We start from the raw sequence: 24505 nt of genomic DNA, 5'->3' as shown, positions 1-24505 counted from the left end.
ACATATAAAAGAAATACTTACGACTTTCTTACTTTTTTATACTGCGGTAATTTCACAGTGAAAACTGTTTCTTTATCGTTACTACGTACAGTTAGATCCCCTTGATGGAGCTCGGCTATACTTTTTGAAATTGCAAGCCCCATTCCTTTCCCACCAGTATAAGAACTACGTGATTTTTCACTACGATAAAATTTCTCAAAAACGTAAGGAAGGTCCTCTTCCGGAATACATTGTCCAAAATTTTTAATTTCTACTTCAACATTCATTGTTTTATTGGAAATTCCAATTGCAATTTCCTTTCCATCTTTTCCATACATAATACTATTACCTATTATATTTTCAAATAGTCTCACTATAAGTGCCACATCAACTTCTACATACAGCACTTCATCACTTTTAATATAAAAGCTCATATTAGCATCATCTAATTGTGGTACAAAGCCAATCATGATTTGTTCAATTAATGCTTTCATATCTACTTCATCTTTATGTAATTCAATCTCTCTATAATTTATTTGACAGTATTCTAATAAATCATCTACTTGATGTTTTAATTCATAACTTTTTCGCTTTAATATACTTACATACTGTTCACATTCTTCTCCATTCGAATGGAGTTTATTTCCTAACAGGTCCGCATAACCGATTAAAGATGTTACTGGCGTTCGTAAATCATGAGAAATATTACTAATCATTTCATTTTTCATTTCCTGTGATTTTTTTTCATTCTCGATAGACTCTTTTAAACTTTTGACCATTCTATTTACATTCGTCGCTAATTCACCAATCTCGTCATTTTTTGAAATAGGTATATGTACTTCAAAATTACCATTACTTATTTCCTTCACGTTCTTATTAATTTCAGACAATCTTTTCATCATTGTTTTTGTCATACATGCAAAGTATGTCGTAGTAAAAATCAAAAAAACTATAAAGTATAAAAATGAATATTTTTCTTCTAACGCATTAACATGACTATATATATTTCCAACTAAAATTTGAAGCACTATTATACTTACAGTCGCTAACAAGATGCTACATATGAAAGCTAAAAAAAATTTCGCCCTAATACCCTGTAAAGATCTAATCTTCAATTTTATATCCGACTCCCCAAACATTTTGTATAAACTTCGGTTCTTTTGGATTCTCTTCAATTTTATTTCTTAATCTTGCAATATGAACCATTACTGTATTATTACTTTCATAGGCCCTTTCTTTCCAAACGCTCTCATATATTTCTTCAATAGTAAATACACGATTCTTTACAGCGGCCATTAAGTACAAAATATCATATTCAGTTCTCGTAAGATTGATTGTTTCTCCATATAACATTACAGTTCTAGACACTTCATCTATTTCTAAACCTCTAATGTTTATTTTCTTTTCTATTTCTTGGGCAGCATTTTGATTGAAATATGTATACCTTCTTAATTGAGCTTTCACTCTCGCTATAAATTCAATTGTACTGAACGGCTTCACAATATAATCATCTGCTCCAGTACTAAATCCTATTACCTTATCTACGTCCGATGATTTTGCGCTTAAAAACATAATTGGTAAACTATGTTTCTCTCTAATCCTTCTACACAATTCTATTCCATCCATTTGTGGCATCATAATATCCAAAATAGCAAGTTGAATTCTGTTATTATTTATTATTTCTAAAGCCTCTTCTCCATTATGAGCACTAAAAACTTTAAAACCTTCTTGCATTAAATTTACGTTCACAAATCGAACAATATCTTGATCATCATCTACAATTAAAATTGGATTTTTCTCCATATACAAACCTCTTTTTGAAATATATTCCACAATCAATTTTATCATAAATTAAAACCGTACTTCTCACTTGAATAATCTTTATTTTCAGACTAGATTATATAATAAAAACACATTCTAGTTTCAGAAGAAATGGAGTGAAAGCATGTTTCCTATATTGAAAACCGACCGACTCATTTTACGAGAACTTAAAGAAGAAGATGCACCGAGTATACTACAATGCTTTTCTAATACTGACGTACTGCGTTATTATGGCCAAAAACCATTACAGGATCTTGATCAAGTGAGACAAATTATTCATAACTTTAAGCTGAGTTACAATGCAAGAAGCGGTATAAAGTGGGGAATTGAATTAAAAGGCAAGAAAGAACTCATCGGAACAATCGGATTTCACGATTGGTCTTCTGAGCATAAACGAGCCAATATAAGCTATGCCTTCCTCCCTGAACACTGGGGAAAAGGATATGCGACGGAAGCTGTTTCTGAAGTTATATCGTACGGTTTCCACACACTTCATTTAAAACGGATCGGAGCAATTGTATTTCTTGAAAATGAAGCTTCAAATAAGGTGCTATTAAAATTAGGATTTGAAAAAGAAGGAGTTCTAAAAAATTATATGTATCAAGATGATATCCCCTATGACACGAATTTTTATTCTTTATTAAAATCGGTTTAATAGAATTCATGTGTAAAAAACCTTACTTTTAAAAAGTAAGGTTTTTTGTATTTATTCATTAGCAATATAAGCATTCTTATAAGTATAAATACCACCAAATTGGTGCTTCTCAATTCCTTTTACATAATCCTTTTGTACATATGCTGAGCCAATATGATAGAGTGGAGCTACAGCTGAATCTTCTAATAATACCTGCTCAGCTTCTAGCAATGCTCCCCATCGTTTCTCTGGTTCTAGTACAAAATCAGTTTTCGCTTTCTTCATTAATTCATCGTAATGAGAATTAGAGTAATTCATTTTGTTATTTAGATTACCCGTCGTAAATATCTCTAAGTAACTAATTGGGTCTTTATAGTCAGGTCCCCAATTTGCCATAGTTATATCGTAATCACCTGTTTGTTCTAACTGTAATTTTTGCTTAAATGGCTGTTGTTTAATTTGTATCGCGAGTCCTTGTAAATTCTTTTCTAAATCACCTTTTATATATTCTGCCATCCGTTTTGCATTATCTTGTTCAAACGTTAAAAACTCGAGGTTTACTTGCTCTACTCCAAGTTCTTTTTTCGCTTCTTCCCAAAGCTTTTTAGCATTTTGCAAATCATATGAGGAAATATCGCCGTTTTCTTTTCTAAAATCTTTACCAGTCACTTCATTTACATGACCAACTGGTACAAGTCCACTTGCAGGTTTTGCTCCGTTATTAATAAAGTGAGCAACGAAATCATCTTTATTTAACGCTAATGAAATAGATTGACGCACCTTTTTATTTGCTAACGCGGTATTTTTTTCATTAAAACGAAGCATAGCAATTCCAGGATCACTCGACATATGTAATTCCTTATTCCCTTTATACTTGTCTACAACTTGCGAATTAATAGGTACTCGATCCAAATCTCCGGCTTCATATAAATTTACAGCTGTCATTGTATCCTTTACGATATGAAAGTTTATTTCGTCTAATTTCACTTTCTTTCGATCCCAATATGTAGCATTCTTCTTTAATTGAAACTCTTGTTCATGCTTCCATTTCTCTAATACAAATGGACCGTTATATATGAGATTACTAGGTTCCAATGCATAATTGTTTCCTTGTTCTTTCAAAAATGATTCATGCTGTGGTAAGTATATAGGTAGTGCTAACAACTGTAAAAAATACGGAACTGGCTGTTCGAGTTCAACTTCTAACTTATAATCATTTATAACCGTAACTCCAAGTTCATCTAGAGATATTGCTCCCTTATTAATCTCTTTCGCATTTTTCACATAAAAGAGCATAGACGCATATTGAGATGCTGTTTCAGGGTTAATTGCACGTTTCCACGCAAACATAAAATCGTTTGCTGTTACACTGTCTCCATTTGACCATTTTGCATCTTTACGCAAGTCAAATGTATATTTCTTACCATCTTCACTCCTTTTAAACGATTTTGCTATGGCTGGAGTAGGCTGATCTTGATCATTTAATACATATAACCCTTCAAATATATTCTGCATAACGTGTGCTGATGTACCATCCATCGTTTTAGCAGTGTCCAGAGAAGGAATTTCTTCTGATACTGTTACATTTAACACTTGTTTTTTAACCTCTGTATCACTTTTATTTGCTTTATTATTACAAGCTGTTAATAATAAAGATGTAACAAGTGCCATTACCATTAAATAGCTCTTTTTTCGCTTCATGAGTTGTTCTCCTTAAATATAAAATATTATAAAGCGTAATATATTATAGCAGAAATAATAACAGAAAGATGCGACATTCTTTTGAATATTTATTCGTTCAAGAAAAAAGCTATCCTTTTAAAGGATAGCTTTTTTCAACTGCCACATAATTATCTATCTTTGCAAACCTCGTTTATAACGACTTGCTTCAAATATAATACGCTCTTCATCTAACGTTTTACATTCGCCATTCCAAACGACACGGTTTCCATTAATAATGACATCGCTAATATCTTTTCCACTGGCAGCATATACAAGATGCGATAACACTTCATCTGCTGGTTGTAAATGCGGCTTATTAGATGGGTCAATCGTAATAAAATCGGCACACTTTCCAACCTCAAGTAATCCTGTTTGTTTCATGCCGATTACTTCAGCAGCTCCTTTAGTCGCAAGTGTAAGAGCTGTTTCAACTGGTAACGCTGTTGCATCTTGGTGAATACCTTTTTGTAGTAAAGTCGCTATGCGCATTTCTTCAAACATGTCTAAATTATTGTTAGATGCAACACTATCTGTTGCAATTCCTACTTTTATTCCTGCTTCTAGCATCGCTTTTAGATTCGCTATACCAGAACCTAGTTTTAAATTACTATTCGGATTATGAGCTACTCGAACGTCATGTTCTGCTAAAAATGCACGCTCATCATCATTTAATACTACACCGTGTGCAATAACTGTTGGGCGTTTAAACAATCCGCAGCTCGCTGCATATTCTACTGGACGTTTTCCGTATTGCGCTTCAATATCACGTACTTCACGGTCTGTTTCAGAAAGGTGGATATGAACCATCGTTTGATTCTCTACTGCAATCCGTGCGCACTCTTCTAACAATTCTGTACTACATGTATATGGACTATGTGGTGCAACCATCGTAGTTAACACGCCACTTTCGTTATAGTAACGCTTCACATATTTCTCAGCTTCTTCAATCGCTTTCTTTTCATCGTCTTTCGTTCCGAAGCTAAATAAAGTCCTTGAAACAGCAGCTCGCATCCCGCTCCTTGATACCGTTTCCATAATTGCATCTTGATCTACTCCAATTGGATTAAACATGTCAGAGAATGATGTTGTACCACTTTTCACCATTTCAAGTAATCCTAGTTCCGTACTAGCGACCGCAATTTGGGGAGTAAATTGACTTTCCAGTGGCCAAATTCTCGTCTCAAGCCATGGTTGTAATAGCATATCATCTCCAATACCTCTTAGGAGACTCATTACAACGTGTGTATGTGTATTTACAAGCCCTGGTAAAACCCATTTTCCTTTCATGTCAATTACTTCATCTACTTCAAAATCATTAGCGAATTCTCCGCTCTTTACATCTATAATTTGATCATTTTCTACAATGATATATCCATTTTCTATCACTTCGTTTTGTTCATTCATCGTTACAATTGTAGCGTTTACATAAGTTGTTTTCAAAAGTATTTCCCCTTTCAACTCTATGAAGTTCCCTTTAATAAGTTACCACCATTATAGTAACTTATTAAAGATTAAGAGTCAAAAGATAATTTTAATTCTTTTGTTATTTTTCCCTTCAAAATGCTATATTGCTTTTCATTTGTATCTGCAAATGCTTCTTCCCGATTTGATTCCACATCCAAATAATTCAGGTTTTCATTGAATTGAACCTCTGTAAAATCAAACCTCTGCCCATCTATAAAGTTATAAAAATGCCACACGCTCCCTATTTTTGTCTTTTTAATTTTCCCTCCGTATATGTCTTGAACGACTAGAGCTGTAACACCACATTGTCCCTTTGCTGGATTTTCAATTGTCCACTTTGAGCTTGTTTCAATCGACCACGATCTTATTAGTGCTTCATATATTTGCTTTCTCTTTACATGATCCATTCTCAGCTTCTCCTACTATTAATTGTTTTACACATCATATTTCAAAAGGGGCAGTAAACGATTCTTAAAAACAGTTGATGGTGTTTCTCCGATTAACTGTGCTCCCATTTTCAGGTAATATCCTTTTGCATTCGGATCACTATCAATCGTAAAACTTTTTAAACCTAGTTCATTTGCTTTTTCTATTACATACTCCCAAAGTATTTTCCCGTAGCCTTTCCCTTTGTATCGGGGATGAATGTACAGGAAATCGAGAGCTTTATCATTACGTAAAAATGAGAAAAAACCAATCTTCGTATTATCGTTTTCTAAAACATATACAAAGTTATTTTTTATGTACTCTTCTGTAATTGTTAAATCTTCCTTACAAGCAAGTATGAATTCTTCACTATAATTCCACGTTGCTTTTGAGTGTAGTGCGAGTTCACTCAATTCATTTGCTTCACTTAATAACGCTTTTCTTATCTTCATGATTCTTTCTCCTCACCTTCGATATATACACTATAAAATGATTCGAAAATTAATTTAAAAAACCTCTTATTTCCGTAAATAAGAGATTACTTTTATAATTCTTCATAATAGATAATAATTTTTTAAAAGAAAAAAACGCCATTCCTGAAAATTGGCGTTCTTTTCTTTCAATCTTTATAGCATATTATTCTAAGAATCATTCTTATATTTCTATACAGTTTCTACTACCGCTTCAAGCATTGTTCCATTTTTAGCATAATTCGTATGCCAAGAAAAAGCTTTTTCTAAAATATGAGGAGTTTGTCCACCTCTTGTTTTTGCTTCTTCGTAATAAGCACGTAGTTGATCACGATACATTGGATGTGCGCAATTCTCAATAATAAGTTCCACTCTTTCTCTTGGCGCAAGTCCCCTTAAGTCGGCATACCCCTGTTCAGTGACAATAACATCTACATCATGTTCAGTATGGTCTACATGCGAAACGAAAGGAACGATACTTGAAATGTTACCACCTTTTGCAATCGATTTCGTAACAAAGATAGCTAGGCGTGCATTTCTCGCAAAATCACCAGAACCACCAATACCATTCATCATTTTTGTACCTAAAACGTGAGTAGAGTTAACATTTCCGTATATATCTAATTCTAAAGCCGTATTAATTGAGATTAATCCAAGGCGACGAATGATTTCAGGATGATTGGAAATCTCTTGTGGACGCATCATTAATTTGTCACGATATTTTTCAAAGTTAGAAAATACTTGTTGCATTTTCTCTTCAGAAAGCGTGATAGAACAACAAGAAGCAAAATTGACTTTTCCAGCATCCATAAGATCAAAAACTGCATCTTGTAAAACCTCGGAATATACTTCTAAATCTTCAAATTCTGAATCTAACACTCCGTGCAATACGGCGTTAGCCACTGAACCAATTCCTGATTGTAACGGCGCTAAACGATTTGTTAATCGGCCTACTTTGACTTCTTCTCGAAGGAATTCTATTAAATGCTGTGCCATAATAACAGTTTCTTCATCCGGAGGAACAATTGTCGATGGCGAATCCAATTGATTCGTAAACACAATTCCCTTCACTTTTTCAGGATCAATTGGAATACCGATTGTTCCAATTCGGTCATCTGTTTTCACAAGCGGAATTGGAAGTCTCTCCCCTTGTTTACCTGGTTCATATAGATCGTGTAGCCCCTCTAATTGCGCGGATTGAGCCATATTCATTTCAATAATAATAGACTTAGCATTTAAGGAAAACGCTAAGGAATTTCCAATTGAAGTGGTTGGAATAATCATTCCGTCCTCTGTAATCGCAACCGCTTCCAAAATAGCAAAATCTATATCCAGAACGTCTGCGCGGAGTAACTCTGCTGTATGAGACAAGTGTTGATCCACAAATAAAAAGTCTCCGTTATTAATTCCTTTTCGCATAGTCGCGTCAGCTTGGAAAGGTAATCTTTTCCCTAAAATTCCTGCCTCAGCAAATAATTTGTCTACATCCGAGCCTAAAGAAGCCCCAGTATAAACATTTACTTTAAAAGATTCATCATTCTTAACTCGGTTTACAAGCGCAAATGGGACTGCTTTTACATCACCTGCACGTGTAAACCCACTTAAGCCTAAAGTCATTCCACTTTGAATCCAAGAAGCTGCTTCTTCAGGTGTAACTACCCGATCTTTTAGACGTTGATCTCTGATTCTATCTAAATTATTCTCCATATGTAATCCCTCTCTCATTGAATATTCATAATTATTTTACACATTAACACTATCAAAATAGGGATTTTAGTATACAATGCCGAAAATTCAGACAGAACAGCAAATCTAGGTTCTAAAGCAGAAAAATTTAGAATCCTAGAAGCTTACGGAAATAACTAGCGTATGATTGACTAACTGGTACTCTCTCACCATTATCCATCGAAAGTACAAAAGTAGAATGGGTATCAGGATAAATCGCTTTAATATGATTAACATTTACAATAAATGAGCGGTGACATCTAATAAATGAATCTTTAGGAAGCAAGTATTCGAATTCTTGCAGAGAGTATTTATGTGTTCCTGATAACTCTTCTGAATTCACATACGTCTTTTTATCTTTAGCCTCTAAATACATAACCTTTGAAAAAGGAACCGGAATCCAGCCGTCTGTTGTTTTTAAAGTAACGACTGACTTTCCATCCGTTAAAGCTGGATAAATTGCCGTTACGCACCCTTCAAGCTTTCCATTGTTGGAAAATGGTACAGCCATTCCATGATAAGGAATACCAAAAACATCCCGATTCATAAACTCAGAGGTTTTTTGATTCATCACCATCGCTTTATGAGCAATCGTTCCTTCCTTTATGGGATCCCCGGCACTAATCTTTAAATCAATTCGTTTACTTGGCCGATAGTAAATATATTCTTTCGTATTCGAAACAGCAATTGAAATTTCATCTGAAAATAATTCCCCAACAACATCTAGTAATAAACCTAATGTTCTATCTTCCATTCTATTAACACCTCATTCACTATTATACTACTATTATGAACAGGCATCTGTTTCTTTATAAATAGTTTGATTTTAAGTTATTTTTAAAATTAGTTTTATTCACTATTACTTCGTTACTACAAAAAACCTCACTTCAGAAAATTGAGGTTTCCTCTCATACAATATTTCTTTATTTTTTAACGACTATAGAATAAGATTTATTTTTTATTAAGTAAAGTGAATTTAAGAATTTATTGCCCGTATTTCTGTAAAATAGATAAGCCCAAACTGTAAACAGTTTGGGCTTATCTTTCTCATTTATTATGCGCATTTAACCACGAAATTAAATCTTTAAATACTTCATCCTTATTTACTTCATGAAACATTTCATGTCTACCATTTTCATATAAACGTAGTGTCACGTCTTTCACACCACATTTTTTATAGTTTTCATATACTTCTTTTACACCTTTCCCCATATCGCCAACAGGATCACGATCACCAGAGAATATATGTATTGGAAGATTCTTTGGCGTCTTCTTGTATTCTTCTAGTTTATTTACTTCTAATACACCAGAAAATAATTCTCGGTAAAAACTCGTCGTACAAATGAAACCACATAACGGATCCGCAATATATTTATCAACTTGATTATTATCTGAAGATAACCAATCGAATTTTGTACGATTTGGCTTAAAGTTCGAATTGAAGTTTCCGAAAGATAAAAAGTTTAACATTGGACTTTTCGTTTTTGCCCCACGCAACTTCATCTCAATTGTTGCTACTTTATGACCAATAACTCCTAAAAGCCCTGGATTTCCACCTGTTCCTGAAATCAAAAATCCATCGTATAGTTCACCCCTAAGTTGTACAGCACGTCTTGATAAAAAAGAACCCATACTATGTCCTAGTAAAAACAAAGGACTTGACTGCTCTTCTTTTATCCTTTCTGAAACAAAGATAACATCCGATACAACTTGATTCCACCCTATATTTGGTTCAAAATGACCATAATCTTCTTCTCTCTTCACCGTTTTCCCATGACCTTTATGATCATGTGCATAAACACCATAGCCTGCTTCTAATAAAGCATCAATAAAGTCTGTATAAACACCTGCATGTTCTGTCATACCATGTGCAATTTGAATAATCCCTTTCGGTTCACCTTCTGGTAACCACTTACGCAAATAAATTTCCGATCCATCCAATGCCGTAACGAAACTTTCCTGTACGTTCATTTCGTCAGCTCCCAACTCTATTATGTATCTTTAAAAATGAATATCCATTCATTATTCTTACTATGTATTATATGCAATTGCCTTCATTATGACAAATGACTCACTTTTCTAATTAGCTCTTAAATTAATATGTTGACGAACCATCCGTAAAATTATATAGTTACTTACATAAAGTAATTATTATATTTTTGGGAGGTTTCTATTATGATGCCATCACTATTTTTAGCACATGGTTCGCCTATGCTCGCTATTCAAGATACAGACTATACACGATTTTTAAAAACACTTGGAGAAACATATAAACCGAAAGCAATTGTTATTTTCACTGCTCACTGGGAAAGTGAAGTATTAACGATTTCCTCATCAGATAACGAGTATGAAACAATTTATGATTTTGGAGGTTTCCCCCCTGAGTTATACGAAATCAAATATCGTGCGAAAGGCTCTTCTAGCATTGCATCTATGTTAGAAACAAAATTTAAGAACAAAGGTATTCCAGTCCATCATAATATGACGAGAGGTTTAGATCATGGTTCATGGACACTTCTGCACCGCATGTATCCAGAAGCAAATATTCCTGTCGTGCAAATATCAGTAAATCCATTCCTTTCTGCAAAAGAACAATTTGAAATTGGAGAAGCATTTAAAGGACTTGGACAAGAAGATATTTTAGTAATCGGTAGTGGCGTTACCGTTCATAATTTACGAGCACTGAAATGGAATCAAACTACACCTGAAAAATGGGCAATTGAATTTGATGATTGGATTATTAAACATATGCAGAATAACGATAAAGATGCATTGTTTAATTGGGAGAAAAATGCTCCTCATGCACAATTAGCAGTACCAAGAGCAGAGCATTTTGTTCCTTTGTTTATTGCAATGGGAAGTGGCGAGAACAGCGGTGAAGTCATTCACCGTAGTTATGAGCTTGGTACATTAAGCTATCTATGTCTTAAATTTTAAAGAAAAGGATGAAGCAATCATTGCTTCATCCTTTTTTCATTCACTTAGTTAACTAACTTCCAAATGTCGTTTCTCTGATACCTCTTCGTTCTTATTATGAAAATAAACCCAGATACATGCAATAAATAATAGTGATGATGTAGAGAGGAAAACATATTGAAAACCTGCATGCGCTGCAATTTGTCCCCCGAGCACTGGACCAATCATATTTCCTAAAAACTGAAATGATTGATTATATCCAAATATTCGTCCCGTAACATGGGTTGGTGTATGTTGTTTTAGTAGAGTTTGTACGGAAGGTAATAATCCTGCTTGTGCGATACCTAATAAAAATCGAAGAATTAATAGTTGCCAAGCTGAGGTTACAAATGCTTGCGGGATAAAAATAATTCCTGCAGCAAACAACGCTACAACTAACGTTTTTTGAGGACCGATATGATCTGATAATCTTCCTAGTCTTGGTGCTGCTAAAATAACTGCTAATCCTGTTGCTGACATAACTGCTCCCGCAATTGTCTCAATATGTGCAGTATGAGGACCTACTAAATTTTTCACGTACAATGTAACAATTGGTTGAACTGACATATTAGCAAGTTGAATAATAAATGTTGTAACAAACAAACTAATAATTAAATGCTTCGCTGGGACCATCGTCCATACTTTTTTCGGCTGTGTTTTTTTTGCTTGAGCAGAGTGATTTTCTTCATGCAGGAAGAAAAAAACGATGAGAAAGGAAAGGAATAAAAAAGCTCCTGTAACAAGAAAGACATGACGCATTCCAATTAATTCAGACAAATAACCTCCAAGTAACGGGCCAAGTAACGAACCGCTCACACCACCAGTTGAAATTGTGGAAATCGCCCAACCTGAATGTTCTTTCGGAGTTTCTGCTGCAATAAATGTCATCGCTGTTGAAAGGAAACCAGATACTGCTCCCATTAAAAATCGTAGTGCGACTAGTTGATACACATCCGTTACAAACCCCATAAGCGTCATAATAACCGCCATACCGAGGCTAGCACGAATAAGCATCAATTTCCGTCCATGTATATCACCAAGCTTTCCCCATATTGGCGATACGATCGCACCCATCAAAAATGTTACACCAAATGCAAGTCCCGACCACTGTGCAATACTTGAAGTGCCAGTTACTCCTAATTCCTCAATATAAAAAGATAAGAAAGGAATTACTAAACTCATACCGGCTGCAGTGGTAAAACAACCTAGCCAACAAATCATTAAATTTCGTTTCCAGCTGGCCATTTTCACACCTTCTTTCTTTAGATACCCATTCTACACCCTTTCTTGTAAAAAGTTTAGTAATCTGCTTTACTCGTAAGATTTACTACAAAACCCGCTATTTTCTAGTAAAAATCACTACATCTCTACATCATTTTCATAATAAAACCAACTTCCCTAGATGAAGTTGGTTACTTATTATCTATCGGTATTAAACGAGCATTACAATTTCTCTCGTAAAACTCAATGGGACCCGCTTGTCCAATAATCGCATATTCATATCCATTTTGTTTCATATTATATAAACAATGATGCAATAATTCTTTTCCTACACCTGTCACACGATTTTGTTTCGCTACGCCCATTGGACCAAATAATCCTTTCTTTCCTCTCACTACATCGTAACAGGCGAAACCAATTATCACTTCCCCCTGCTGTGCAATATAAATAGGTAACTTTTCATTATATGTCCGAAATCCGTAATCAACCGACTGTAACCACCGTTCACCAAATTCATCCGCCACAAATCGTGATAACTTATCAAAATCAGAAGGTCTAGCTCTTCTTACATGACAAAATAATGTGTTATAAGTAGGTTTAAAACTATTTAAATCAACCGCTAAGTCTCTTGGTGCAGCTGTAATACGTAATATATCTTCTTGCATTTGTGTATGTATAAATTCGCCAATATCTGTATCTACACGAAATAATGCATACATAATATGTCCTTCATTGATTACTACTTGCTGAAAGCGTTCCATACGTTTCTTCGCTATTTGTAAAATTTCTATCGCCTTATAAGATAGCTTATATTGCCCTATTTTTTTATACTCTTGATTATGTAAATCGAATCGTTTTCGTAACGAAAGTTTTTCTGAAAAATCTCGACCGACTTTATGAAACAAATACATATATAACTCAGCGCAAACTCCTGTACCTTCTTTACACATACCTATAAACAGGTGGACCGGGTGAATTATGTTATACTCACTCTCTTCTGCTGCAATCTCCAATATTTTATGCACACGTTTTGTAAATTGAAATTCCTCCATATGTATTTCCATCCCCTACTACTTTACTATTAAACTGTAACCATAAATAATTGAAACAATTACACCCACTACCAATATACCTGGAAGTAAATTTGCCACTTTAATTTTAATAAATCCGAGTAAGTTTAATCCGATAGCAGATATCATAATGCCGCCCGCAGCCGTCATCTCCACTATAAATTGGTTCATTAATTCTTCCGGGACAAAACTATTAATTTGTGTTGCAAAAACTGCAATACCACCTTCATATAAAACAACTGGAATCGCCGAAAATACTACGCCAATGCCTAGAGTTGTCGTTAATATAATAGAAATAAATCCATCGATAATCGCCTTTGTAAATAAAATATCATGATTTCCGCGAATCCCACTGTCAAGTGCACCAAGTATCCCCATCGCACCAATTGCAAAAATTAAAGTAGCTGTTACAAAACCTTCTGATATGCTGCCTTTTCCCTTCAATCCAACTTTATTTTCTAGCCAATACCCTAAATGTTTTAACTTTTCTTCTAATTGTAACCATTCTCCAATTACCGTACCAATCACTAAACTCAGTATGACAACAAGAAAGTTTTCACTTTTTAATGCCATTTGAAGCCCAAGCACAGTAACCGCTAAACCAATTGCGTGCATTATCGTCCCTTTCATACTTTCTGGGATCCTACTAAATAATTTACCAAGTAAAGTACCAAATATAATACAAATTCCATTTACAACTGCTCCTAATATAACCATTTCTCATTCTTCACCCTTCGAATTCTTTATTTCTATATTTTGGTTTATACATTGATTTACAGGTTACCTATATGTTAACTTAATATTGAGAATATTAACAAATGTTTTCCACTACATAACCCGCTATTTTTTTTGTAACTTTAATTACCTTTATATAGATTCAGTTTTAATTTAATTGCGGGATAATATTAAAAGGGAAGGGATATATGAAAACTTTACTAAAACGATTTTTGTTAATAGCCTTTTTCATTACACCGATTGTTTTATTAATCAATTACTCTTTTATTTCAAAAGCAAAAGACAAACCCGATTTACAAAACAAATCTAGTAAAACCGCTTCAAAAAGCGAAAAGAAAATAGAAGACCAAGAAATCACACTCACCTTCTCTGGTGATACAATGTTTGATTGGCAATTACGTCCTATAATCGAAAAGAATGGGGCTGATTACCCATTCCAACATGTAAAAGAAGAAATAAAAAAAGCTGATATTTCTTTTGTGAATTTAGAGTCGGCATTTACAGCGAAAGAAAAGAAAGCACCTGGGCAACTGTTTTGGATTAAAAGTGATCCATCTACACTACAAGCCATTAAAAACACTGGATATGACATCGTAAATATTGGGAATAACCACACACTTGATTATGGGCAAGATGGATTATTAGATACGATTTCTCACGTAGAAAAATTAAAGCTCCCTTACATTGGAGCCGGAAAAAATGCGAAAGATGCATATACAGCACGAGAAATGACCGTAAAAGGGAAAAAGTTTAAATTTCTTTCCTTCGTTCGATTTATGCCTGATTCTAATTGGGTAGCTGGTGAGAATAAACCTGGCGTTGCGAATGGCTATGATTTAAATCTTGTAACAAAAACAATTAAAGAACAAAAACAAGATGCAGACTATTTAATCGTCTATATGCATTGGGGCGTTGAAAAATCAAACCGTCCGGTAGAATACCAAAAACAATATGTACCTAAAATGGTTGACGCAGGAGCCGACGCGATTGTCGGGAGTCACCCACATTGGTTACAAGGGTTTGAGTATTATAACAAAGTTCCTATCGCTTACTCATTAGGTAACTTTTTATTCCCAAGTTACGTGAGCGGGAAAAGCGCCGAAACTGGCGTATTAACTTTAACTTTTAAAGGAAAGGATGTTCAAATGTCATTCAATCCTTACATCATTCGCAACAACCAAATCTCCCCTGTAAATAAGGAAGAAAAGAAAAAAGCTCTACAATATTTACAAACGATTTCAACTGATGTAGAAATTGATGATACAGGGAACATAAAAAACAAACGAAACTAGACAACGCAAGATCTATTTTTCTGTAACATACTTTACAGAATAGGTGATGAACATGCTGAAAAACTTATTAGAAAATGTAAGTTTGTTAGAAAACATTTATAAAATATCTATAGCCGTTCTACTTTTATGTTCATTTTTCTCTGTTAGACTTCTAAAAAAAATAAAACGCGAGCGAAAACTTACTACCTTTGAATTTACTATGTATGTAATCATTCGTATTGCGATACTCTTTTGGTTAACTAGCTTTATCCTTCTTGAATATGGAAAATAATTAGTTTAACTATAAAAAAGATAGAACAAGCAGCATTTCCCTTGCTTGTATCTATCTTTTTTTATTTGGATGCTAACTCTTTCCTTCTATTAAATAAGTAAATCAAACAAAACAGGGTTTTTATTAAGCTCCATAAATTGAATGTTATTTTCTTTAAAACGAGTAATTAATTGCTCATAATCCTCTTTATGTTTCAACTCTACGCCGACTAACGCTGGACCATTTTCTTTATTATGTTTCTTAATGTATTCAAAGCGCGTAATATCATCTTCTGGTCCTAATCCTTTATCAAGAAATTCTCTTAGCGCACCTGAACGCTGCGGGAATTCAATGATGAAGTAATGTTTTAATCCTTCGTAAATGAGCGAACGTTCTTTTATTTCTTGCATTCTATCAATATCGTTATTTCCACCACTTAGCGTACATACAACTGTTTTACCTTTTATTTCATCTCTATATAAATCAAGCGCTGCAATAGATAGGGCACCAGCCGGTTCAGCTACAATTGCATTTTTCTTATACAGTTCTAAAATCGTCGTACAAACTTTTCCCTCTGGTACTAAAACAATGTCATCAATTACATCTTTACAAGTTTCAAATGTTAACTTTCCGACCTTTTTAACAGCTGCCCCATCAACAAAACTATCTATTTTCTCTAATGCGACATTTTCATTTTGAAGAAAGGCCTCTTTCATAGAGGCAGCTCCCATCGGCTCTACACCAATGACTTTTGTAGCAGGACTAACACCTTTTACATATGTACCAACACCTGATGCTAATCCACCACCACCAATTGCTGTAAAGATATAATCCACTGGTTTCTCCATATCATGCATAATTTCAACTGCCACTGTTCCTTGACCAGCAACTACATACGGATCATCAAATGGATGAACGAACGTCATCCTATTTTCTTCACAATAGCGCTGTGCTTCTTGGAACGAACTATCAAATGTATCACCAACTAATACAATTTCCGCAAAATCGCCACCAAAAAACTGTACTTGCGATACTTTTTGTTTAGGTGTCGTTGTCGGCATAAATATCTTTGACGGAATCTTCAATAAATTGCACGTATAAGCAACTCCTTGTGCATGATTACCAGCACTTGCACAAACAACGCCGTTTTGTAATTGTTCTTCCGATAAACTTTGAATTAAATTGTACGCACCACGAATTTTGAAAGAGCGAATCAATTGTAAGTCTTCTCGTTTTACATAAACGTCACAATCATATTTCTCAGATAAAACTGTATCACGTTGTAACGGTGTTTTAATAATGATATCTTTCATGCAATTATGTGCCATTAAGATCTCTTCAATTTTCACTCTCTCCTTTACCTTCTGCACCATTATATATCATCCTTATCTTTTTTAAATTGGCTCAATCAAAATCCGGGATTTTTAGAACTGCACCTGTATTCGCCGATGTTACCATTTGTGCATAACGTCCAAGCCAGCCAGTTTTCACTTTCGGTTCTGGTCTTTTCCACTCTTTTTTACGCTTATTTAATTCTTCATCACTCACTCTTACTTCTAACAATCTTTCCTCAACATCGATACAAACGATATCCCCTTGTTCAAGAAGCGCAATCGTTCCGCCCGCAGCTGCTTCTGGTGAAATATGCCCTACTGAAATACCACGTGAAGCACCCGAGAAACGACCATCCGTTAATAGCGCAACATCTGCACCTAATCCCATACCAGCAATCGCTGACGTTGGTGCTAACATTTCTGGCATACCAGGGCCACCTCTTGGTCCTTCATAACGAATGACAACTACATCTCCTTTTTTCACTTTCCCAAGCATAATGCCAGCAAGTGCCTCATCTTGTGAATTAAAAATAACGCAAGGTCCTTCAAAACGCTTTACCTCTGTTGCACCGCTTTTAATAACAGCTCCATCTTTCGCAAGGTTTCCTTTTAATATACGCAATCCTCCTTCCTCACTATGAGGGTTTTCAAGAGAGTGAATAACTTCCTTATCTTTAATCTCTGCCTCAGCAATATTTTCTCTTAATGTTTGCCCAGTAGCAGTTATTCGATCAAGATGAAGTACTCCTTCTTTCCGGCTCATCTCTTTCAAAATTGCACTAATCCCGCCCGCACGATCAATATCTTCCATATGCCAATTTGAGGCTGGACTTACTTTACATAAATGAGGTACACGTCTTGAAACTGCATCAATACGATTCATATCATAATCTAGTCCTGCCTCTTGTGCGAGTGCTAGCGTATGTAATACTGTATTCGTTGATCCACCCATCGCCATATCAAGTGCAAAAGCATCGTCAATCGCTTCTTCTGTTACAATATCACGCGGCTTAATATCTCTTTCAATTAAAATTTTCAATTTCTCTGCTGCTTGTTTAATTAACTCTTCACGTCTTGGATCAATTGCTAAAATACTCCCGTTACCAGGAAGAGCTAAACCTAACACTTCACATAAACAATTCATAGAGTTCGCGGTAAACATACCCGAACAAGAGCCACAAGATGGACAGCCATGATCTTCAATATCTTTTAATTCTTCTTCTGAAATTTTCCCAGATTGATAAGCTCCTACTCCTTCAAAAACGGAACTTAAATCAACAACTTCTCCTTTAGATGTTTTTCCTGCTGCCATCGGGCCGCCTGAAACAAACACAGTCGGAATGTTAATACGTAGTGCAGCCATCATCATACCAGGTGTAATTTTGTCACAGTTTGGGATACAAATCATGCCGTCAAACCAGTGTGCATTTACAACCGTTTCTACTGAATCTGCAATAATTTCACGACTCGGAAGAGAATAACGCATACCGATATGTCCCATCGCAATACCATCGTCAACTCCAATTGTATTGAATTCGAATGGTACCATACCTGCCGCGCGAACTGCCTCTTTTACAAGTTTCCCAAACTCGTTCAAGTGCTTATGCCCTGGAATAATTTCAATAAAAGAATTACAAATCGCTATGAAAGGTTTATCAAAATCTTCATCTTTCAAACCAGTTGCTTTTAATAAACTACGGTGCGGCGCTTTATCAAAACCTTTTTTAATCATATCACTTCTCATCTTGTCAAATCCCCTCTTACATATTTTTCATTTATACTCTCTTACTCTATTTCCTTACTAATTCTTTCGGTGCATGAATCCAGCTCATCATTTCACGAAGCTCTGCTCCCACTTTTTCTAATTGATGATTTTGTTCTGCTTTTTTCATTGCGTTATACGTCGGACGCCCTGCTTGATTTTCTAAAATCCATTTCTTCGCAAATTCACCTTGCTGAATTTCTGTCAAAACACGCTTCATTTCTTTCTTCGTTTCATCTGTAACAATTCTCGATCCTGTTACATAATCTCCAAACTCTGCCGTATCTGAAATAGAATGGCGCATAGTCGTTAATCCACCTTCGTACATTAAGTCAACAATTAGCTTTAATTCATGCAAACATTCAAAGTATGCAATTTCAGGACGATATCCACCTTCCGTTAACGTTTCGAACCCGGCCTTCACAAGTGCAGTTACCCCGCCGCAAAGTACAGCTTGCTCACCGAATAAATCCGTTTCAGTTTCTTCTTGGAATGTCGTTTCAATTACACCCGCACGTGTACACCCTACACCTTTTGCATACGCAAGTGCTACATGTAATGCTGTTCCCGTTGCATCCTGATGTACTGCGACTAATGCCGGAACACCATTTCCTTCTTGAAATACACGGCGAACGAGATGACCTGGACTTTTTGGCGCAACCATCGCTACATCTACATAACTTGGCGGATTAATTTGTCCGAAGTGAATGTTAAATCCATGTGAGAAAAGTAACATTTGTCCTTCACGAAGATTCTCTTCTACCTCTGCTTTATACACATGAGCTTGCTGTTCATCTGGCAATAACATTTGTACAACTTGTGCGGTTCGAACCGCTTCTGAAACAGACATTACTTCAAACCCATCCGCTTTCGCTACTTCATACGACTTACCAGGACGAACACCAACTACAACTTCTACACCAGAATCACGTAAATTTTGTGCTTGCGCATGACCTTGTGATCCATAGCCAACTACTGCAACAGTTTTCCCTTGTAATAACTCTACATTTGCATCTTTCTCATAATACGTTTTCATATTCCATACACTCCTTATAATTTATTTACTTGCAGAACATCAATTAATTTTTTCAACTGACTAACAAGTAATGTCGCTTCATTTTCAGTACAAACTGCTGTGAGTTTCATTTCAGAAACACCACTAGTATCTCTTTCATTTAAGTGTAAAGAAGAAATATAATAACCACGCCGAGCAAAAACCCCACTTATACGTAATAAGACACTTGGCTCGTTATGAATAACGAGTGAAAAAGTATGACTCATTCTTCCCACCTCTTCATAATCATTTCGTTATTCCCTTTGTTTGGCGGAACCATCGGAAATACGTTTTCACCTTCTTCTACACAAAAATCAACTACGACAGGACCTTCATAAGCAAAAGCTTCTAACATCACTTGTTTCGCCTCGGTTGAATTTGTTGCTCTTAATCCCTTCACTCCATAAGCTTCTGCTACTTTCACAAAATCTGGCGATCCAATTTTTGATTCTGATAAACGATTTTCATAAAACATTTCTTGCCATTGCCTTACCATCCCTAAAAATTTGTTATTTATAATAAATACTTTTACAGGGATGTTATTTTCAGCAATTGTTTGTAGTTCTTGAATGTTCATTTGAAAAGAAGCGTCACCTGCAATACAAATGACAAGTTCTTCTTTTTTAGCTAACTGAGCACCAATTGCTGCTGGAAACCCAAACCCCATCGTACCTAATCCTCCAGAAGTAAGGAACGTCCGAGGTTTTCTTGCTTTATAGAAGTGAGCAGCCCACATTTGATGCTGTCCTACTTCTGTTGTGACAATCGCTTCACCATTCGTTAATTCACTTACTAAGTTGATCACATGCTGTGGTTTTAACTCAGATTCTTTTTGCTTATAAGAAAGTGGATATTCTTCTTTCCATGTCTTTACTTTCTGAAGCCATTCGTCTGTTTGTGTATAAATAGACATATGTAACAACATGTGTAACGCTTTTTTCACATCACCAACAATCGGATGCTCTACAGTTACATTTTTATGAAACTCAGAAGGATCAATATCAATATGTACTTTTTTCGAGTGTGGAGAAAAAAGTTCTAATTTTCCTGTTACACGATCATCGAAGCGAACACCTAATGCAAGTAGTAAATCACATTCTGTTACCGCCATATTAGCAGCGTATGTCCCATGCATACCAAGCATCCCTAGAAACAATGGATCCCCCGGTGGATATGCACCAAGTCCCATTAAAGTTGAAACGACTGGAATACGGTTCTCCCCTGCGAATCCGAAGAGTTCATCGGATCCACCTGAATGAATGACACCTCCTCCAATATAAAGAAGTGGACGCTTTGATTTTGAAATTGCTTTAGCTACCTCTCTAAGTTTCATGCTGTCTGGTACAAGTTCTGGTTTGTACCCCGGAATATCAACTTCTTCATTAAAGAAACTGGTGACTTTTGCATTTTGAACATCTTTTGGAATATCGATTAATACTGGTCCCGGTCGTCCGCTTTTGGCGATGTAAAAAGCTTCTTGCACAACTTGTGATACATGATTTACATCACGAACTTGGTAATTATGCTTCGTAACAGGTACTGTAATTCCGACAACATCCGCTTCTTGAAATCCATCTTTACCAATTAAAGGCGTTGCAACTTGGCCGGTAATGACAACTAAAGGAATCGAATCCATATAAGCGTCTGCTAAGCCCGTAACTAAATTTGTCGCCCCTGGACCAGATGTAGCAAAGACTACCCCGACTTTTCCAGAAGCTCTCGCATATCCTTCAGCCGCATGAATGGCAGCTTGTTCATGACGAGTTAAAACATGTTTCAAACCACTTTCGTATAACGCATCGTATACTGGTAAAATCGCTCCGCCTGGATAGCCGAAAATGGTCGTTACACCTAATTTCTTTAAACATTGAATCACGTGCCCAGCGCCTGTCATTTCTTCATACTGTAACTTCTCATACGCTGTATACTGCTGCTTCATTTCAATTAACTCCTCTCCTTATTTATGCTAAGCTTTCCGTCAGCCCGGGAACACGTACTCCTCTTTCTCTCGTTAATTTTTTAAATTCTTCAGTCAATTGTTTCGTTACATTTCCTGGTTTCCCATCTCCAATTTCTCTCGAATCAACTTTTACAACTGGAATTAACTCCGCTGCTGTTCCTGTTAAAAATACTTCATCCGCTACATATACATCATGGCGAGTGAATGGTCTTTCCTCACACGGAATACTCAGTCGTTCACATAGCTCGATAACACTATTTCTCGTAATACCTTCTAATGCTCCTAAATAGGATGGCGGGGTTAATACTTTTCCATCTTTCACAACGAAAACATTATCGCCAGAACCTTCACAAACATATCCTTGTTGATTTAACATAAGAGCCTCTAACACTCCTGCTTGTGCCGCTTCAATTTTTACAAGTACGTTATTTAAATAATTCATTGACTTAATACGTGGATCTAACGCGTCTGGCGTATTACGTCTTGATGCAACAGATACAACACTTAACCCATTATCATAAAATTCTTGTGGGAATAAATTTAATTGTTCTGCAATAATAATTACGCTCGGCTTCACACAACTTCTCGGATCGAGCCCTAAGTCACCTTTTCCTCTTGAGACAATTAAGCGAATGTAAGCATCAGCATATTCATTTTTTTGGAGTGTATGTAAAACCGCTTCTTCCATTTCTTCTACCGTCATTGGAATTGTTAGTAAAATAGATTTCGCTGATTCATATAATCGTTTCACATGTTCTTTTAAACAAAATACATTTCCTCCGTAACTACGAATCCCTTCAAATACACCGTCTCCGTATAAAAAACCGTGATCATAAACTGAAACAACTGCCTTTTCTTTTTCTACAAATTCCCCATTCATGTAAATGTACTGGTTTCCCATCTCACATCGCTCCTCTTTTTTCTCTATTTTTGCAACCTATTTCTACATCGATTGCTGAGATGAGTATTTTTAACAGAATATTCAGTATATAAACCTTAAAAATATACTCGTCTCAACAATCGATTACATACATACTTGTAGCGATCCATTGCTGAGACGAGGGAATCGTGGTACCACTCAGCTTCCTTATACTTCTCACGAAATATAAGCTCTGCAAGTCCAATTAGACTTTTGTTTTTCTATCGGGAACAACCCCGCTACTTTTTACTAGTTTTCAAAAGTAGTGCTCCAAGGTGATTTTCAATGAGTGAATCGTTACCACCCTCACAGCCTCGGGGCAGCTCTCTGAAACAATCTTTATCATTTACTCTCCTCTTCTACGCATTCTCTTCTTCTATTTTAAAAAATAAAAACTCTCGCCTCAGCAATCAACTACTACAATTTAGTAGCTTTGATTGCTGAGGCGAGAGTTTCGCGTTACCACTCAGCTTCCTTATACTTCTCACGAAATATAAGCTTTGTAGGTCCAATCAGACCTCCGTCCTTTTACCGGAGACGATGCCGCCGCCCTCTACTCAGTTTCCCTTTCGCAAGCGATGCTCCGAGGTGATCTTCAATGATTCGATTGTTACTACCCTCACAGCCTTGGAGTAGCTCTCTGAAACGATCATAATCATCTACTTTCCTCTTCTTTGCATATACAACATATAAAGTTAGAAAATTCTTAATTAACTTTTATTTGTTACACGTATTATAGGACGTTGTTCTTTTCGTTGTCAACATATTTTTTCGAAAAAATCAAAATTCATTCTATTTATTTTTTCTCAAATCAAAATTGGAATGCATTACTTACATACACTCATATATTACTTAAGTATGTTTGCATTACTACTACATAAAGAAAAACTTATAAAGTTTATGAGGAGATGAGGAAACTATGTTAAAAGGGAAAGTAGCGTTAGTTACAGGAGCAAGCCGAGGAATTGGACGAGCGATCGCTAAACGTTTAGCAAATGACGGTGCATTGGTTGCTGTTCATTACGGTAATCGAAAAGATGACGCTGAAGAAACTGTTCATGAAATTCGATCAGATGGTGGCCAAGCTTTTTCTATCGGCGCAAATCTAGAATCCTTACACGGTGTAGAAAACCTTTATAACGCTTTAGATACTGAATTACAAAAGTGCACTGGTGAAACACAATTTGATATTTTAATAAACAATGCTGGCATTGGTCCTGGTGCTTTTATTGAAGAAATGACTGAACAATTTTTTGATAGAATGGTTTCAGTAAATGCAAAAGCTCCATTCTTTATCATTCAACTAGCACTACCACGTTTACGTGACAATAGCCGAATTATTAGTATTTCATCCGCTGCCACCCGCATTTCTTTACCTGATTATGTTGCATATAGTATGACGAAAGGCGCTATTAATACACTGACTTTTACACTAGCAAAACAGCTTGGAGCACGAGGAATAACGGTGAATGCAATACTTCCAGGATTTATTAAAACAGATATGAATGCAGAACTCTTGAGCGACCCAATGATGAAGCAGTACGCTACTACTATTTCCGCTTTCAATCGCTTAGGTGAAGTAGAAGACATTGCCGATACTGCTGCATTTCTTGCTTCTCCAGACAGCCGCTGGGTTACTGGACAATTAATTGATGTGAGCGGAGGATCTTGTTTATAAAAAACATATATTTTCAAATCTTTTTTATTGCGCA

Annotated in this window: 23 protein-coding genes and 1 other annotated feature; of the genes, 5 read left to right on the top strand and 18 right to left on the bottom strand. The window is 35.7% G+C overall.

What is annotated here, in order from left to right:
• Positions 1-17: 17 nt before the first annotated feature.
• Both BAQ53_RS08785 and BAQ53_RS08780 read right to left on the bottom strand, forming a co-directional pair.
• A complete protein-coding gene (locus tag BAQ53_RS08785) occupies positions 18-1118 on the bottom strand; it encodes a HAMP domain-containing sensor histidine kinase (RefSeq protein ID WP_116777434.1) in 1101 nt (366 codons plus the stop codon).
• Positions 1084-1782, bottom strand: coding sequence for a response regulator transcription factor (locus tag BAQ53_RS08780; protein ID WP_000414476.1), 699 nt, complete (start codon positions 1780-1782; stop codon positions 1084-1086). Before BAQ53_RS08780 ends, BAQ53_RS08785 begins: the two co-directional genes overlap by 35 nt.
• Positions 1783-1924: 142 nt before the next feature.
• Here BAQ53_RS08780 and BAQ53_RS08775 point away from each other — a divergent pair, with 142 nt between their 5' ends.
• Entirely contained in the window at positions 1925-2455 is a 531-nt protein-coding gene (locus BAQ53_RS08775) for a GNAT family N-acetyltransferase (RefSeq protein ID WP_000483962.1), read from the top strand.
• A gap of 51 nt (positions 2456-2506) precedes the next feature.
• On the opposite strand, the gene BAQ53_RS08770 is transcribed toward BAQ53_RS08775, so the two are convergent.
• The 7 genes from BAQ53_RS08770 to BAQ53_RS08740 all read right to left on the bottom strand — a co-directional run bounded on the left by BAQ53_RS08770 (position 2507) and on the right by BAQ53_RS08740 (position 10212).
• Complete coding sequence (locus tag BAQ53_RS08770) at positions 2507-4135, bottom strand: peptide ABC transporter substrate-binding protein (protein WP_151522470.1); 1629 nt, start codon at positions 4133-4135, stop codon at positions 2507-2509.
• A 153-nt stretch (positions 4136-4288) separates the two neighbouring features.
• Positions 4289-5614 (bottom strand): bifunctional S-methyl-5'-thioadenosine deaminase/S-adenosylhomocysteine deaminase, encoded by a 1326-nt coding sequence (locus BAQ53_RS08765; protein WP_208906730.1) that lies wholly within the window; start codon positions 5612-5614, stop codon positions 4289-4291.
• 53 nt (positions 5615-5667) lie between these two features.
• On the bottom strand, positions 5668-6027 hold the full coding sequence (locus tag BAQ53_RS08760; protein ID WP_000350133.1) for a YunG family protein: 360 nt from the start codon (positions 6025-6027) through the stop codon (positions 5668-5670).
• A gap of 27 nt (positions 6028-6054) precedes the next feature.
• Positions 6055-6498 carry a GNAT family N-acetyltransferase gene (locus BAQ53_RS08755; protein WP_000702233.1) on the bottom strand — a complete coding sequence of 148 codons (444 nt, stop codon included), beginning with the start codon at positions 6496-6498 and terminating at the stop codon, positions 6055-6057.
• Between the two features lie 210 nt (positions 6499-6708).
• Positions 6709-8223 (bottom strand): succinyl-CoA:acetate CoA-transferase ScpC, encoded by a 1515-nt coding sequence (locus BAQ53_RS08750; protein WP_000429816.1) that lies wholly within the window; start codon positions 8221-8223, stop codon positions 6709-6711.
• 127 nt (positions 8224-8350) lie between these two features.
• Positions 8351-8995 (bottom strand): LytTR family DNA-binding domain-containing protein, encoded by a 645-nt coding sequence (locus BAQ53_RS08745; RefSeq protein WP_000390207.1) that lies wholly within the window; start codon positions 8993-8995, stop codon positions 8351-8353.
• Between the two features lie 293 nt (positions 8996-9288).
• Positions 9289-10212 (bottom strand): alpha/beta fold hydrolase, encoded by a 924-nt coding sequence (locus BAQ53_RS08740; protein WP_001102594.1) that lies wholly within the window; start codon positions 10210-10212, stop codon positions 9289-9291.
• A 204-nt stretch (positions 10213-10416) separates the two neighbouring features.
• On the opposite strand from BAQ53_RS08740, the gene BAQ53_RS08735 reads away from it, so the two are divergent.
• Positions 10417-11178 (top strand): DODA-type extradiol aromatic ring-opening family dioxygenase, encoded by a 762-nt coding sequence (locus BAQ53_RS08735; RefSeq protein WP_000982905.1) that lies wholly within the window; start codon positions 10417-10419, stop codon positions 11176-11178.
• A 48-nt stretch (positions 11179-11226) separates the two neighbouring features.
• Here BAQ53_RS08735 and BAQ53_RS08730 read toward each other — a convergent pair whose 3' ends face one another.
• The 3 genes from BAQ53_RS08730 to BAQ53_RS08720 form a co-directional block, all read right to left on the bottom strand.
• Positions 11227-12441: a multidrug efflux MFS transporter gene (locus tag BAQ53_RS08730; RefSeq protein ID WP_000179321.1), complete on the bottom strand. Its 1215-nt coding sequence runs from the start codon at positions 12439-12441 to the stop codon at positions 11227-11229.
• Positions 12442-12608: 167 nt separating this feature from the next.
• Positions 12609-13469 (bottom strand): GNAT family N-acetyltransferase, encoded by an 861-nt coding sequence (locus tag BAQ53_RS08725; RefSeq protein ID WP_000390848.1) that lies wholly within the window; start codon positions 13467-13469, stop codon positions 12609-12611.
• Between the two features lie 18 nt (positions 13470-13487).
• Complete coding sequence (locus BAQ53_RS08720) at positions 13488-14204, bottom strand: DUF554 domain-containing protein (RefSeq protein WP_000236038.1); 717 nt, start codon at positions 14202-14204, stop codon at positions 13488-13490.
• 206 nt (positions 14205-14410) lie between these two features.
• On the opposite strand from BAQ53_RS08720, the gene BAQ53_RS08715 reads away from it, so the two are divergent.
• Together BAQ53_RS08715 and BAQ53_RS08710 are read left to right on the top strand one after the other, a co-directional pair.
• Positions 14411-15514 carry a CapA family protein gene (locus BAQ53_RS08715; protein WP_074594772.1) on the top strand — a complete coding sequence of 368 codons (1104 nt, stop codon included), beginning with the start codon at positions 14411-14413 and terminating at the stop codon, positions 15512-15514.
• A 52-nt stretch (positions 15515-15566) separates the two neighbouring features.
• Complete coding sequence (locus tag BAQ53_RS08710) at positions 15567-15785, top strand: hypothetical protein (protein WP_000916801.1); 219 nt, start codon at positions 15567-15569, stop codon at positions 15783-15785.
• Positions 15786-15874: 89 nt separating this feature from the next.
• Here the strand turns inward: BAQ53_RS08710 and ilvA are convergent, their stop codons facing one another.
• Genes ilvA through ilvE form a run of 6 tightly spaced genes read right to left on the bottom strand, consistent with a single transcriptional unit; the run spans position 15875 to position 22775 of the window.
• A complete protein-coding gene (ilvA, locus tag BAQ53_RS08705) occupies positions 15875-17137 on the bottom strand; it encodes a threonine ammonia-lyase IlvA (RefSeq protein ID WP_000250358.1) in 1263 nt (420 codons plus the stop codon).
• Between the two features lie 31 nt (positions 17138-17168).
• Positions 17169-18842, bottom strand: coding sequence for a dihydroxy-acid dehydratase (gene ilvD / locus BAQ53_RS08700; protein WP_001255812.1), 1674 nt, complete (start codon positions 18840-18842; stop codon positions 17169-17171).
• A 46-nt stretch (positions 18843-18888) separates the two neighbouring features.
• Entirely contained in the window at positions 18889-19896 is a 1008-nt protein-coding gene (gene ilvC, locus BAQ53_RS08695) for a ketol-acid reductoisomerase (RefSeq protein ID WP_000861144.1), read from the bottom strand.
• A 14-nt stretch (positions 19897-19910) separates the two neighbouring features.
• A complete protein-coding gene (locus BAQ53_RS08690) occupies positions 19911-20141 on the bottom strand; it encodes an ACT domain-containing protein (RefSeq protein WP_002163928.1) in 231 nt (76 codons plus the stop codon).
• Positions 20138-21853 (bottom strand): acetolactate synthase large subunit, encoded by a 1716-nt coding sequence (gene ilvB / locus BAQ53_RS08685; RefSeq protein ID WP_208906729.1) that lies wholly within the window; start codon positions 21851-21853, stop codon positions 20138-20140. Before ilvB ends, BAQ53_RS08690 begins: the two co-directional genes overlap by 4 nt.
• 22 nt (positions 21854-21875) lie before the next feature.
• Positions 21876-22775 (bottom strand): branched-chain-amino-acid transaminase, encoded by a 900-nt coding sequence (ilvE, locus tag BAQ53_RS08680; RefSeq protein WP_046945413.1) that lies wholly within the window; start codon positions 22773-22775, stop codon positions 21876-21878.
• Positions 22776-22924: 149 nt separating this feature from the next.
• Positions 22925-23164, bottom strand: a binding site (T-box leader).
• A gap of 548 nt (positions 23165-23712) precedes the next feature.
• On the opposite strand from ilvE, the gene BAQ53_RS08675 reads away from it, so the two are divergent.
• The gene (locus BAQ53_RS08675) at positions 23713-24471 is read left to right on the top strand and encodes an SDR family oxidoreductase (RefSeq protein WP_208906728.1); all 759 of its coding nucleotides are present in this window, start codon (positions 23713-23715) and stop codon (positions 24469-24471) included.
• The last annotated feature ends 34 nt before the right edge of the window (positions 24472-24505 follow it).

Source organism: Bacillus sp. B25(2016b) (assembly GCF_001679765.1).
Lineage (GTDB): Bacteria > Bacillota > Bacilli > Bacillales > Bacillaceae_G > Bacillus_A > Bacillus_A thuringiensis_K.
Note: the sequence above shows the minus strand (reverse complement) of the source record. Positions and strands in the feature narration are given on the sequence as shown.